At 68.3% G+C, this 13,549-nt stretch carries 10 protein-coding genes; 5 read left to right on the top strand and 5 right to left on the bottom strand.

Going from position 1 to position 13,549, the window contains the following annotated elements; genetic code table 11:
* Positions 1-15: 15 nt before the first annotated feature.
* On the bottom strand, positions 16-588 hold the full coding sequence (locus FQ142_RS13915; protein WP_262492157.1) for a TetR/AcrR family transcriptional regulator: 573 nt from the start codon (positions 586-588) through the stop codon (positions 16-18).
* A gap of 536 nt (positions 589-1,124) precedes the next feature.
* Between FQ142_RS13915 and FQ142_RS13910 the strand changes: the two genes are divergently transcribed.
* A complete protein-coding gene (locus FQ142_RS13910) occupies positions 1,125-2,723 on the top strand; it encodes an amidohydrolase (RefSeq protein ID WP_149423769.1) in 1,599 nt (532 codons plus the stop codon).
* Positions 2,724-2,739: 16 nt separating this feature from the next.
* A complete protein-coding gene (locus tag FQ142_RS13905; RefSeq protein ID WP_149423768.1) occupies positions 2,740-4,107 on the top strand; it encodes an APC family permease in 1,368 nt (455 codons plus the stop codon).
* Between the two features lie 203 nt (positions 4,108-4,310).
* On the opposite strand, the gene FQ142_RS13900 is transcribed toward FQ142_RS13905, so the two are convergent.
* From FQ142_RS13900 to FQ142_RS13885, 4 genes are all read right to left on the bottom strand, one after another.
* Positions 4,311-4,916 carry a DUF1349 domain-containing protein gene (locus FQ142_RS13900; RefSeq protein ID WP_149423767.1) on the bottom strand — a complete coding sequence of 202 codons (606 nt, stop codon included), beginning with the start codon at positions 4,914-4,916 and terminating at the stop codon, positions 4,311-4,313.
* A gap of 89 nt (positions 4,917-5,005) precedes the next feature.
* Entirely contained in the window at positions 5,006-7,864 is a 2,859-nt protein-coding gene (locus FQ142_RS13895) for an aminotransferase (RefSeq protein WP_149423766.1), read from the bottom strand.
* A gap of 55 nt (positions 7,865-7,919) precedes the next feature.
* A complete protein-coding gene (locus FQ142_RS13890) occupies positions 7,920-8,693 on the bottom strand; it encodes an SDR family NAD(P)-dependent oxidoreductase (protein WP_149423765.1) in 774 nt (257 codons plus the stop codon).
* A 97-nt stretch (positions 8,694-8,790) separates the two neighbouring features.
* Positions 8,791-9,879, bottom strand: coding sequence for a phosphotransferase (locus tag FQ142_RS13885; RefSeq protein WP_188042405.1), 1,089 nt, complete (start codon positions 9,877-9,879; stop codon positions 8,791-8,793).
* Positions 9,880-9,937: 58 nt separating this feature from the next.
* Here FQ142_RS13885 and FQ142_RS13880 point away from each other — a divergent pair, with 58 nt between their 5' ends.
* The 3 genes from FQ142_RS13880 (at position 9,938) to FQ142_RS13870 (ending at position 13,507) form a co-directional block, all read left to right on the top strand.
* Positions 9,938-11,314: an aspartate aminotransferase family protein gene (locus tag FQ142_RS13880; protein WP_262492156.1), complete on the top strand. Its 1,377-nt coding sequence runs from the start codon at positions 9,938-9,940 to the stop codon at positions 11,312-11,314.
* A 70-nt stretch (positions 11,315-11,384) separates the two neighbouring features.
* Complete coding sequence (locus FQ142_RS13875; RefSeq protein WP_149423763.1) at positions 11,385-12,035, top strand: GntR family transcriptional regulator; 651 nt, start codon at positions 11,385-11,387, stop codon at positions 12,033-12,035.
* A gap of 92 nt (positions 12,036-12,127) precedes the next feature.
* Entirely contained in the window at positions 12,128-13,507 is a 1,380-nt protein-coding gene (locus tag FQ142_RS13870; RefSeq protein ID WP_149423762.1) for an NAD-dependent succinate-semialdehyde dehydrogenase, read from the top strand.
* Positions 13,508-13,549 lie beyond the last annotated feature (42 nt).

Here is a 13,549-nt window from a genome sequence, read left to right as displayed (position 1 = left end):
GTATTCGCGTGCTCCTCAGCTGCTGAGGCGCGCCAGGCGGGCTTGCAGGCCTGTCAGCATCGCGTCAAGGCCTGCCTCGAACGACGCCAGGGCAGCGCCGTCTCCCTGCACCGCGCGCCGGCTCGCAGCGGTGACGCGGCTCAAGGTGGGCGCATCGTCGGGGCTGCGAAGCTCGAACATGTCGTCGGGGGCGACGGCGTCCAAGGAGGCGCCGAGAATGAAGTCCTCCAGCGCCACGAGTGCTGTCATCACGTCATCCTCCGGCCAGCCCGCGCTCAGGAAGGCGCCGACCACCCGCTCGTACATGTCTGTCGTTCGACCGGCGCCGTCCAGCGCTGTGGTCGCGAAGACCGCGATCGTCGCGGGGTGGCGCGCGAAGGCATCACGGTACGACCGCGCCCAGACCCGCAGCGCGTCGAAGAAGGGAGTCGAGTCGAAGATCTTGACGTCGATCCGATCGCTGACCAGCTCGCGGACGCGAGCGAGCACTTCCTCCTTGCCGGTGACATGGTTGTAGAGTGCCGACGCGCCGACGCCCAAGTGGCGCGCGAGCTGCGTCATCGTGAAATCGCCGTCATCATCGAGCATCTCGATGGCGGCCTCGGCGATGCCGTCGGCGGTGATGAGAGGCGTGACGGGGCGACCCGCGCGTCGGGCGGGGCGCGGGGGTACTCGTCTCTCGCGCGCAGCTTCGGGAGTCATGGAAGCTTCATCGTACTCTCCGCCCGCTCCCCGCGGTCGCTCGATGGGGAACGGATGTCGTCATCGAAAGTAAATGAATCTAATTCATTTTACATCCGACATCTACGGCGTGAGTGAGTCGGAAACATGCATGTAACGCGCCCGTAATCCACCAAAAAGTTCCTATTGTGCCCGCTCCTGATGGGGTCTACTATCGAGCTTCAACAAATGAATCTCGTTCATTTGTTGGATCTCGGAGGATGTCGATGACGACGTCACACCCCGCTCGGACCCCACCACACGCACCGCCGCTGACGCTCTTGCCCATCATGCCCGTCGAGTCACAACCTTTCTCGTCCAGCCCGACCGCCGACACCCCGCTGGCGCAGAGCGCGCCAGTTCTGACCGCAAGAAACCGCCCAAGAGGGCAGCAGGAGGTTCCCATGACTGTCACTGTGTTCCGTGACGGCGCCATCCGTGTCGACGGCTCATCGCCGGACGCCGATCAGCTCATCGTCATCGACGGTGTCATCGCCCCCTACGGCAGCGCTGTGCCCGACGATGCCGAGTACGTCGATCTCGAAGGCGGACTCCTGCTGCCCGCCTTCGGCGAGGGCCACGCTCATCCGCTGCTGGCCGGGCGCGAACGCGTGGGTCCGGAGCTGCGAGACGCCACGACCGTCGAGGCGGTCGTCGCCCGCGTGCAGGCGTGGGCCGCCGTGTCGGATGCGTCGTGGCTCGTCGGCGGCAGTTACGACGCCACGATCGTCGAGGGCGGGATGTTCGACGCCCGCTGGCTCGACGCGGTCGAACGGCCCGTCGTGCTCCACGCCTGGGACTACCACACCGCCTGGGTCAACAGCGCCGCACTCCGCGCTGCCGGGGTCGATGCGACGACCCCGGACCCGGAGCTGGGTCGCATCGCACGACGCGCCGACGGCTCGCCCCTGGGCACCCTCATAGAGCGCCCGGCGATCGACCTCGTGCTCGACCACGCGCCGCAGCCCACGATCGCCGCCGATGTCGACGCTCTGACGTGGGCGGGCGAGCACCTCGCGGCACACGGGGTGACCTGGGTGCAGGAGGCCTGGTGCGAGATCGAGGACGTCCCCGCCTGGCGCGCGGCCGCAGCCTCCGGCAGGCTCGTCGTCGACGCCGACATCGCTCTGCGCGCCGACCCGATCCGCTGGCCCGCGCAGCTCGACGAGCTGCGCCGCGTCGCCGGTGAGATCGACGGCACCCCGGGGCTGACGTGCCGCACGGTGAAATTCTTCGTCGACGGCATTCTCGAGAATCACACGGCGCATCTGATCGAGTGCTACCACGACGCCCGTACCCACGGCCTGCCCAACTGGTCGCCCGAGGGGCTCGTCGACGCCGTCGCGGCGTGCGACGCCGCCGGATTCGACGTACACCTGCACGCCATCGGCGACGCCGCCATGCGCGCCGCCCTCGACGCCGCGGAAGGCATCCACGAGAGCCTCCGCCGCGGCCGACGCCTCACGATCGCGCACGCGCAGGTCATCGACCCGGCAGACCTGCCGCGCCTGGCCGCCCTCGACGTGACGATCTGCTTCCAGCCCCAGTGGGCGCTCGAAGACGCCGTCATGACCGATCTCACGCTGCCCCGCCTCGGCCCGCAGCGGGAACTGCAGTACCGCATGCACTCCGCTCACAAAGCCGGTGCACGCCTCAGCTTCGGCAGTGACTGGCCCGTCGCCGCCCCCGACATGCTCGCTGGTATCCGTACCGCGATCACCCGTCAGGATGTGAGCGGCCACCCCTCCGGAGGGTGGCAGCCGCAGGAGCGACTCACCGTGGACGAAGCCATCGACGCCGCCACAAGCGGCGTCGCGTGGCAGGGCGGCGATCAGGACCGCCGCGGAGCTCTCCGCCCCGGGATGCCCGCCGACCTCGTCTGGCTCACCGACGACATCCGCTCGATCGAGCCCGCCGCCATCGCCGACGTCCGCGTCCGCGGCACGTGGCGACGCGGCATCCGCACCTTCACGGCGACGGCCCCCGTCGTCGCCGTACGCTGACCCGAACAGGATTGCCATGACCTCCACCGACACCTCGCTCAAGCGGGTGATGGGAGTTCCCTCCCTCGTCATCTTCGGCCTCGCCTATATGGTGCCCTTGGCCGTGTTCACCACCTACGGCCTGGTCGCCGTCACCACGAACGGCCACGTTCCGACCGCGTATCTCGTGACCCTCGTCGCGATGCTCTTCACCGCCTTCAGCTACGCCGCACTCGTACCCGCGTTCCCTCGCGCGGGCAGCGCCTACACCTACGCCCGCAAGGCGTTCGGCGGCCACGTCGGCTTCCTGACCGGCTGGGCGCTCATGCTCGACTACCTGCTGCTCCCGCTCATCAACTACGTGCTGATCGGCATCTACCTCAACGCGCAGCTGCCGGGCATACCGCCGTGGATCTTCGCGCTGGTCGCCATCCTCGTCATCACCGTGCTCAACGTGATCGGCATCAAGGTCGTGCGCAACGCGAACCTCGTTCTCGTCGGGATGCAGCTCATCTTCGCCGCGGTCTTCGTGGTCTGCGCGATCGGCTATGCGGTGCAGAACCCCACGGTCTCTCTGCTGCAGCCGCTCTACGACGCCGGACTCAGCTTCCAGGGTCTGCTGGCGGGCGGGGCGATCCTCGCGCTCTCGTTCCTCGGTTTCGACGCCATCTCGACGATGTCGGAGGAGGCGCGTGATCCGGGTCGCACGGTGCCGAGAGCGATCATCCTCACGACGATCCTCGGCGGGCTCATCTTCACGATCATCGCCTACGTGTCCACGCTCGTCATCCCCTCCGTCGCCGACATCGAGAACCCCGACGCGGCGGCGAACCAGATCATGGAGGTCGCTGCCGGGAAATGGCTGGAGATCTTCTTCCTCATCGCCTACATCGCAGGCTGCTTCGCCGCGGCACTCGCCTCGCAGGCCTCCGTCGCCCGCATCCTGTTCGCGATGGGTCGCGACGGCGTGCTGCCGCGCCGGCTGTTCGGGACGCTCAGCACGCGGTGGCAGACGCCGATCGGTGCCGCGGTGTTCGTCGGCGTCGTGTCGCTGGCAGCCCTCGTGGCCGATCTGAACACCGTCGCCTCGCTCATCAGCTTCGGCGCGCTCGCCGCCTTCTCGCTCGTGAATCTCGCCGTCATCAAGCACTTTCTCATCGACGAACGCCGCCGCGGCGGTGCGGCTGTGCTCCGCTTCGGTGTGCTGCCGGCTCTGGGGTTCCTGCTCACCGCGTGGCTCTGGCTCAGCCTCTCGGGCCTGGCGCTCGTCGTCGGGCTGATCTGGGTCGCCCTGGGAGTCGTCTGGCTCGCCGTCATCACCAGCGGCTTCCGGCGCCGGCCGCCGGAGGTCGAGTTCGACGAGACCGACACCGATGCCGACTCCGGCGTGCGCGTGATCGCCTGAGTCGCGAGGGAGAAGAAGGCTCGGCCCGATGCAGGGTCGAGCCTTCCTCTGTCCTCACTCACCGGGTGCTCTTCCCCGGGGACGTGAGCAGCGTGGCGGGAGGGGACAGCACGAGGACCTCCGTGGTCGATGTGGGCATCACACCCACTCGATCCAGGGAGGTCCTCGTGTCGTACGTCAGTCCCGCGGCTCGCCGGCGGGGGTCACTCGCCGTTGCGCAGGTCGCTGACGGTTCGACGTTCGAAAGCGATGTCGGCGAAGGAGGCTGTGCATCCGGCTCCGGTCGGGCTCTGCACTTCGAAACCCACCGACAGCTCGGTCGCTGCTCCCGGCAAGGTGAACGCGCGGACGAAACGCCATTCGCCCCTGTCGTGCGCGTGGAAAGCCAGAACGTTTCCTACCCGTGAGATGCGGAGCCGTGCCGTGGGAGCATTCACGAGGAACCCGTTGGCGTCATCCGACGTCCCTTTCGTGACGACCGACACGATCATCACCTCTCCTGCCGGAGAACGCTCGAAGCACAGCTTCGCCCAATTGGTGTCGTCGACCCACGCGAGCAGAACCCCCGCGTCGAACGTCGCTCGAAGATCGGGCGTCACCTCGGCGGAGAAGGTGAAGTCACCCTCCGGCGGAGTCCCGAGGAGGGTGTGGGCGTTCAGCAGAGTCTCCGCGGCGACACCGCTCTCTCCGCTGGGGTCGACGAAGAGGTCGGTCCCCGCGGGGGCGGCTCCGTCGATACCCGACGTCGTGACGGTCCAGACTGACCCCTCCGTGGGGACGAGATCGAACGGAAGAGGGGGAATGTTCATGAAAACAGCCTAACGAGAGTGGGATTCGGTCTTCGGGATGCGGCTAGCCCCTGGCGTCGAGCCGCGCCTGAACTGTGTGTCGGTCGGGGTCAGTATCCGGTGGTGAGGACGCGGTCGAGAGCGTCGACGAAGACGTCGACGGAGGCTTGCGAAATGACCAGCGGAGGCTTCACTTTGAGGACGTTCTGATGATCGCCGGTGGGTTGCATGATGACTCCCAACTCGAGGAGGCGGTCGCAGATCGCCGCGGTCTCGGCGGTGGCGGGCTCGAGCGTCTCGTGATCGCGGATGAACTCGACGCCCAGGTAGAGGCCGGAACCGTGCACGGTGCCGATGAGGTCGTGCGTCGCGCCGAGCTCCCCGAGGCGTCGCTTGAGGTGCCCGCCGACGACGCGCGCGTTCTCTTGCAGTCCCTCCTGCTCGATCACATCGAGCACGGCCGTGCCGATGGTGGCGGAGACGGGGGAGCCTCCGGTCGATGAGAAGAAGTACCCTCCGTTGCGGTAGCGGTCCGCGACCTCGCGGCGAGTGATGACGGCACCGAGGGGCTGCCCGCCGCCGATGGACTTGGCGACGGCGACGATGTCGGGCACCGCGTCCTGCTGCTGGAAGCCCCAGAACCACTCGCCCAGTCGGCCGTACCCGACCTGCACTTCGTCGGCGATCGCGAGGCCGCCGTGGCGGCGGATCGCGGCGTAGACCTCGGTGAGGTACCCGTCGGGCAGCGCCACCCCGCCGGCGTTGCCGAAGTACGTCTCGGTGATGAAGCCCGCGGCAGGATGACCGGATGCCGCGAGCGCGTCGATCACCGCGGCGGCTTCGGGCGCGTAGTTCACCGCATCCGCTCCCCGATGCTTTCCACGGTAGGAGTTCGCCGCATCCACGGTGTGCACCCAGTCGGGGCGCGTGGCGAGGGCGTTCGGGTTGTCGGCGATCGAGGTCGACACCGCATCGCTGGCGTAGGTCCACCCGTGGTAGGCCTCGCGCATCGCGACGATGTCGGGGCGACCGGTCGCGGCCATCGCGAGGCGGATCGCGAGGTCTGTCGCCTCGGACCCGGAGTTGACGAAGAACACGGTGTCGAACCCGTCAGGCAGGGTGGCCGCGATGCGGTCGGCGTAGTCGATGATCGCGCGGTAGTGGAAGCGCGAGTTGGTGTTCAGCAGGTGCATCTGCCGCGAGCCCGCCGCGACGACGTGCGGGTGGGCGTGGCCCACCGAGGCGACGTTGTTCACCATGTCGAGGTAGACCCGGCCGTGCACGTCGATCAGATGCTCGCGCCACCCGCGCTCGATCCGCGGTGGTACGGCGTAATAGTGCTCCTGAACCTCAGCGAGCACCTCATGACGACGCGCGAGCGAGTCATCGTCGGCCGCTGCCGGCGTGGGCACGCCGATCGCGGCGCCCGGGTCGCCTGCCACCTCACGCCAGGCGGCGGCGAGAGCGGGCGTGGCGCGCTCCGACGGCATCGTCCCGTCGACACCGCGTCGCAAAACCAGGCGGGTGCGCGCCGGCAGAACGGTGGATGCCAGGTCCCCGGAGGCGCCGGAGATCGTGACGATCTCCTCGCCGGCCGTCCACGTGAGCGTTCCCCCCGCCACGACCGCCTCGCCGTCGATGCGCGTCGGGGCGGCCAGCCACAGCAGAAGGTCTGTCGGGATCGTATCGGTCGTCGAGGGCAGCGGGTCGGTCTCGCCCGTGAGGCGCGCGGACCAGGCAGGTGCCGTGACCATATCGGCACCGGCATCGAGTGCGCGCTGCGCTGCGTGGTCGAGGGTCGTGGTGTCGAGCCAGGCGCCACCGTCGTTCAGGGGCGACTCGGTGGTGGTGTCGAGCGCGACGTGCCGGCCGGACGAGAGGATGCTCGGACCCGCCCAGGCACGTTCGGGCGCGCCGGGGCGGCCCAGGGCAGCGCGTGTCGCCGCGGTCAGCACGGGGATCGGCACCGATATCGCCTGCTCGAGGATCCGGAACTCGCGATCGAGCGCAACGGTGGCGTACTCGTTCTCCTCGTCGAGGCGCACCTGAGCGCGGCCGCTCAGCACCAGCACGGCGCCGCGCAGGACGACGAGGGGCCACAGCGCGATCAGCTCGTCGTCGGTGAGGTCGCGCAGGCGATCGAAGGCGCGGATCGCGGGGAAGGTGCTCTCTGGGGACGCGCCATCGTGATGCAGCACGGAGGAGACGGTGACGGCGATCTCGCCGACCCGCCACGACGCGCATGTGTCACCGAAGTCGATGACCGCGTCGGGCACGGTGGCGCCGGGAGCGCGCAGCACGTTGTCGTCGGTGACGTCGAAGTGCCCGGTCTGGATCGGCAGCGACGCCTTCACCGGGGCGAGGGCGGCGCGGGCGGTGTCCGCCGCGCGCTGCACGATGTCGCGCATCTCGGGATCCGGTTCGAGGGGCAGGAGCGTATCGATGACACGCTCGGCGTGACGCAGATCCCATTGGAGGACACGACTCGTTGCGGGGTGCGTGAAGTCCGCGAGAGCGGCACTCACCGCGCCCGAGAGTGCGCCGAGACCCTCCACCACGGCGGGTGAGAGATAGGACGACCCCATGAGCGTCCGACCGGACACGTTCTCGATGACGCGGGCGTGGATGGGCCCCTGGGACGACTTCCACCATGCGGACATCGCGCCGCGGGGTCCGTCGACGATGCGGGGAACACGCACATGCGGACTCCGCTGCGCGACCGTTGCCGCCGCGGCACCCTGCATGTCGATCTCCGCTTCGCTGAAGGCGGGGTTGCTCAGCTTGAGGACACCGAGGGGCGTCGTCGACCCCCGCTCGAAGACGCGGACGTTCTGATCCTGCTGGCTGCCGAGCGGTTGCACGTCCACCTCGATGCCGAACGTCTCCACGAACAGCCGCTGCACCTCTTCGTCGGAGAGCGTCGGAGTGGGGAGATCGACGTGTGCGAAGTAGTCGAAGAAGTCGGTCATGGTCTTTCCTTGGGTGGTGTGTGAAAAGGGGAGGAGGTCGGTCGCCGCACGCTGGTCATCCCATGCCACGCTCCTCGTCGATCGAATTGCCTCCGTCGACGATCAACAGCTGGCCCGTGATGTAGGAGGCTCCGTCTCCTGCGAGGAAGCAGACGGCAGACGCGACCTCCTCGGCCGTACCGGGGCGGGCCGCCGGGGTGGCCCGCCCCATGGAGAGCTCATGCTCGCTGGACGAGGAGGTCGAGATCCAGCCGGGTGCGACGGCGTTCACCGTGATCCCGGCTGCTGCGACGTCGATCGCGGTTCCGCGCGTCAGGCCGATCATTCCCGCCTTGGCGGCGTGATAGCCGACGTCTCCCCGGTAGGCCATCACCGGCCCGGAGAGAGAGGCGACATTCACGATGCGCCCATGACCGGCGTCCCGCATGTGCGGCACGACGGCGCGCGTCATCCGCAGGGCCGTGGTGAGGTTCCGATCCAGCGAGATGCGCCACTGTTCGATGGAGATGTCGTCGATGGCGGCGGGAGACTCGGCGCGCGAGACGGAAGTGAGTCCTGCGTTGTTGACGAGGACGGTCGGGACTCCGTGGCTCTCGCGCGCGGCAGTGAGAACGGCATCCACCCCGCGCTGTTCCGTGAGGTCGGCCACGACCCCGCTGGCGTCGATACCGGCTCGACGAAGGTCGGAGACCCGTTCGAGGATGCGGTCCGTCGTCGAGGTGACGACGATCTTCATGCCGGCCCGACCGAGCATCATCGCCACGGCGGCTCCGATTCCCTCGGCGCTGCCCGCTCCGGTGATGATCGCTGTGCGGCCTGGGGTATCCATGGGCCCCTCGCTTTCTGGACTTTCGGTGTGTCTGGAGGTCTGGCTGGGGAGTCGACGTGCGGACGGGGTGTGGCCTCGCCCGCACTTTCCCTGGCCGCTAGACCGCGTGGAGGAGCGCCTCCGCGGTCTCGAGCGAGCCGCGGCGACGGTGTGCGGCGTAGTCGCCCCGGGCGGTGCCGAGGCGTGACATCCACACCGTGGCATTGGTGAGCAGGCGAGCGGCCGCGAGCGGCAACACGACCGCAGCTTCGTCCGACGTGACGGCGACGGACTCAGACCATCCGGCCATCACCTCGTCCACGGCCGCCGCCGGATCACCCCAATGACGCGCGGCGTAGGCGCCGGCGATCACCGGTTCCGAGATGCGGATGCTGCGAGTCATGTCACCGAAATCGAGGATGCCGGTGATCGTCGTGTGCTCGGCTCCCGGCCCCACCAGGAGATTGGAGTCGTGAAGGTCGTGATGGACGACGGCGGTGGGGAGTCTGCTCAGCCGAGGCGCGACGCTCTCCGTCAGGAGGGCGAAGACGGTGGCGGCGGCGCGCTCGAGCCGTGCGACTTCTTGCGCGGCCCCCGGAAGCCGGCCCTGGTCCGCGAGGGTCCCGATGCGAGTGAGAGCACGCTCGATAATCGTTCTGGACTCGGTGATCTGCCACGGGTGCTCTCCGAGTTCGGGCGGCGGGCTCTCCAGCCGAAGGCGTCGATGAAGTCGTGCCGCGACATGGCCGATCTCTCGGAGCAACTCCCTCCGCATGGGCACGCGCTCCAGCGGTGTGCCCCCCAGCCAGTCTGACACCTGAACCAGCAGCGCCCTCGTCCCCGTCCCCGTCCCCGTCCCCGTCCCCGTCCCCGCCTCGACGGTGAGTTCTCCGGCGACGGAGCGTCGCGGCCGGGCGACCGGGAGTCCCGCTTCCGCAACTCTCTGCACGACCTCCTGGTGCCAACGAAGGGTTGTGCTCGAGGGCGTGTCCGCCCAGAAGGCCTTGACGGCGAATGCCGCGTCCCGGCGATCGGTCACCCGGAAGACGGCGGCGCTCTCGGCCCCGACGGCCTGAACGGCCGACGCGTGGATCTCGAACCGCGTCCGAAGGATCTCGACGATCTCGTCGTCGCCGACGGTCACGACGTCGACGTCGACAGCAGGCGCGCCTGCTGTCGCAGAATCGGCGTCGGTTGTGATGTTCATGCAAGTAGAGTATCCATATTGGTGACCAATAGTCGAGTTGGTGACCAAAGGAGGCGACATGGGTGCACCCGGTCAGATGCACATGGTGAACAGTTACGACCCTGCCTCGGACGCGGAGGTGGGCCGCAGAGCGTCCGCGTTGATCGAGCGTCGGCAGAGAGTGCTCGGCGCCCCTTACCGCCTCTTCTACCGACAGCCCGTCGAGGTGGCCAGTGGAGACGGTGCGCTCCTGTTCGACCCCGACGGCGTCGACTACCTCGACGCGTACAACAACGTGCCGGCCGTCGGACACGCCAATCCGCGAGTGCGGGCAGCGGTCGACGAGCAACTCGGAAGAGTCAACACGCACACCCGGTATCTCACCGATCAGCTCGTCGACTACAGCGAACGGCTGGTCTCGCTCTTTCCTGACTACCTGGAGCAGGTGGTGTACACGTGCACCGGCAGTGAGGCGGTGGATCTCGCGCTCCGAATCGCACGGCATGTCACCGGCGCGACCGGCGTCGTCATCACCTCGAACGCCTATCACGGGACGACGCAAGCGAGCGCCGCCATCTCGCCCAGCCTGGGGCCGAACAACGTGCTCCCTGAGCACGTGGTGACCGTTCCCGCGCCCGACCCCTTGCGAGACCCGTCGGATGACGGCGCGTCGGCTGCGCTCTTCGCGCAGCGCGTCGAAGACGCGATCACCCGCCTCGAGCGCAGGGGCGTGAGATTCTCGGCGCTCATCGTCGACTCCGTGCTCTCCAGCGACGGTCTTGTCACGCACCCGCAGGAAGTCCTGCGGCCTGCGGTCGAGGTCGCTCGCCGTCGCGGTGGTCTCTACATCGCCGATGAGGTTCAGCCGGGCTTCGGTCGGCTGGGATCCGCGTGGTGGGGCTTCCTCCGGCACTCCGTCGAGCCCGATCTCGTCGTCCTGGGGAAACCGATGGGCAATGGCCTGCCCATCTCCGCCGTGGTGGGCAGGCGCGAGCACATGGACGCTTTCGGGCGGGACGTCCGATATTTCAACACTTTCGGAGGGACCCCGGTCAGCATCGCCGCGGCGACCGCCGTCCTCGATGAGATCGAGGACCGCGAGCTTCTTCAGAACGCCGCGACCGTCGGAGACACCCTCATGAACGGACTGAGCGAGCTGGCGCGCCACGATCGGCGTCTCGGTCAGGTCCGCGGCGAGGGCCTCTTCCTCGCCGTCGAGTTCGTCCGGAGCCGCAGTCAGCCCGTCGCCGCCCCTGACCCCGGTCTGGCGAATCAGGTCGTCAACGGACTGCGCGCGAAGCGAGTGCTGGTCAGCGCGTCCGGTCGGCACGAGAACGTCCTCAAGATCCGACCTCCGCTGGTCTTCGAGTCGCGGCACGCAGACCGATTGCTCACGGCGCTCAGCGAGGTCCTGTCCGAGACCCCGGACGACGATCTCGTCACGACGACCCCGTAGGTACACTGACGACGACCACGACACCAGATCACGACGCATGCGGCCGCTCCCACCGGCCCGGAGGTAAGAAATGGTTGCACCCTCGCTGATCGCAGACCATCTGCGCGACGACATCCTCTCACTGCGGTTCGAGCAGGGGGAGCCCCTGCGAGAGATCTCGATCTCGGAGCGGTTCGGCGCATCCCGACGATCGGTCCGAGAGGCCCTTCTGATGCTCGCCCAGGAGGGCGTGGTCACTCACGAGAAGCACCGGGGAGCCCGCGTCCGGCAGTTCATGACGAACGACGTCATCGACCTCTATGCGGCACGCGCCGTCCTCGAGGGGACGGGCGCTCGCGCCTGCCTCGATGCGCCGGATCACGCCCTCGACGCGGTGATGGTCTCGCTGGCCGATCTACGGCGGGCGGCGGCAGAGGGGCAGAACTCATCGCGTCACGCGACAGCGGACGTGCAATTCCATGCCTCGGTCATCGCCCTCGCCGGCAGCCCTCTGCTCGACCGCTTCTTCGCCTCCATCCGCAGCCAGATGACCTTCGCCATCAGGCTCCTCCAGCGCCGGGAGGTCGTGGCCGGATGGCACCACGAAGACGCGCTCCGGGACCACGTCCTCATCGCCGAAGCTCTTCTCAGACGCGACCCCGAGACAGCTCTCGCTGCCGTCCTCGAGCACATAAGCGTGAATGAACAGGTTCTCCGCGGCATCGCCTCGGCGGGAGCGTGACGGATGATGCGCCGACGAGCGATCCGCGCCTCGAGCCGCCCGCAGGAATCCTTGAGAAAACCCGATACTTTTCCAGCCAGAGGAGCACACCAGTGAGTGACTACGCCGTCGTCGACCCCGCGACCGGAGAGACCCTTCGCGAGTACCCGACGATCACGGACGAGGAGCTGCAACAGGCCATCGCCGCCGCGTCCGCCGCCCACGAGGAGTGGTCGCGTCGCGCCCCCGTGGCGGATCGCGCGGCGCTCATCGCCCGCGTCGCCGCGCTCCACACGGAGCGCCGTGAGCAGCTGGCCGAGATCGTCGTCCGCGAGATGGGCAAGACCTTTGAGCAGGCGCTCGGCGAGGTCGACTTCGCCGCCGCGATCTACCAGTACTACGCGGACAACGGTGAGGCCTTCTCGGCCGACGAGCCGATCGAGCTGTCCGACGGCACCGGTTCCGCGTTCATCCGCCGCGCGTCCCTCGGCGTGCTGCTCGGCATCATGCCGTGGAACTTCCCCTACTACCAGGTGGCGCGGTTCGTCGGCCCGAACGTCGTCAACGGCAACACGATCCTCCTCAAGCACGCACCGCAGTGCCCCGAGTCGGCGCTGGCGATAGAGCAGATCTTCGACGACGCCGAAGCCGAGCTGGGTGCCCCCGACTCCGTGTACGTGAACATCTTCGCCACGAACGACCAGATCGCGACGGTCATCGCCGATCCGCGCGTGCAGGGCGTCTCGGTCACCGGTTCGGAGCGCGCCGGTTCCGCCGTCGCCGAGCTGGCCGGCAGGCATCTCAAGAAGGTCGTGCTCGAGCTCGGGGGGTCAGACCCGTTCATCCTGCTGTCGACCGACGACCTCGACGCCGCCGTTCAGGACGCTGTCAACGCCCGCCTCGACAACAACGGGCAGTCCTGCAACGCCGCCAAGCGGTTCATCATCATCGACGAGCTGTTCGACGAGTTCGCTGCGAAGTTCACCGAGGTCTTCACCTCGAACGCACCCGCAGACCCGATGGCGGAGAGCACGCAGCTCGGCCCGCTGTCGTCGGCTGCCGCGACCGAGCGACTCACCGAGCAGCTGGGTCGCGCGAAGGAGCAGGGCGCGACGATCCTGGCGTCGGGAGAGCCGGCGGGGAACTTCTTCCCGCCGGCCGTCCTCACCGACGTGACGCCGACGATGGATGCGTTCCACGAGGAGTTCTTCGGGCCCGTCGCGGCGCTCTATCGGGTCGCGTCCGAGGAGGAGGCCGTGCGCCTCGCGAACGACACACCGTTCGGACTCGGCTCCTACGTCTACACGACCGACCGAGAGCAGGCGCTGCGGGTCGCGGACGGGATCGATGCCGGCATGGTGTGGATCAACCTGGTCCTCGCCGACGCGGTCGAACTCCCTTTCGGCGGCGTGAAGCGCTCGGGCACCGGCCGCGAGATGGGTAGGCCCGCGATGGACGAGTTCGTCAACAAGAAGCTCATCCGCATCGCGTAGGCGCTGCGGCGTCGCCTCTGACGCGGAGCGATGCGGGGCACG

Origin of the sequence: Microbacterium sp. ANT_H45B (assembly GCF_008369345.1) — a bacterium.
GTDB lineage: Bacteria > Actinomycetota > Actinomycetes > Actinomycetales > Microbacteriaceae > Microbacterium.
Note: the sequence above shows the minus strand (reverse complement) of the source record. Positions and strands in the feature narration are given on the sequence as shown.

Excerpts from the sequence above, each read along its gene's own strand:
- FQ142_RS13915 (WP_262492157.1), bottom strand. The coding sequence starts at position 588 with ATGCTCGATGATGACGGCGATTTCACGATGACGCAGCTCGCGCGCCAC.
- FQ142_RS13910 (WP_149423769.1), top strand. The coding sequence starts at position 1,125 with ATGACTGTCACTGTGTTCCGTGACGGCGCCATCCGTGTCGACGGCTCA.
- FQ142_RS13905 (WP_149423768.1), top strand. The coding sequence starts at position 2,740 with ATGACCTCCACCGACACCTCGCTCAAGCGGGTGATGGGAGTTCCCTCC.
- FQ142_RS13900 (WP_149423767.1), bottom strand. The coding sequence starts at position 4,916 with ATGAACATTCCCCCTCTTCCGTTCGATCTCGTCCCCACGGAGGGGTCA.
- FQ142_RS13895 (WP_149423766.1), bottom strand. The coding sequence starts at position 7,864 with ATGACCGACTTCTTCGACTACTTCGCACACGTCGATCTCCCCACTCCG.
- FQ142_RS13890 (WP_149423765.1), bottom strand. The coding sequence starts at position 8,693 with ATGGATACCCCAGGCCGCACAGCGATCATCACCGGAGCGGGCAGCGCC.
- FQ142_RS13885 (WP_188042405.1), bottom strand. The coding sequence starts at position 9,879 with ATGAACATCACAACCGACGCCGATTCTGCGACAGCAGGCGCGCCTGCT.
- FQ142_RS13880 (WP_262492156.1), top strand. The coding sequence starts at position 9,938 with ATGGGTGCACCCGGTCAGATGCACATGGTGAACAGTTACGACCCTGCC.
- FQ142_RS13875 (WP_149423763.1), top strand. The coding sequence starts at position 11,385 with ATGGTTGCACCCTCGCTGATCGCAGACCATCTGCGCGACGACATCCTC.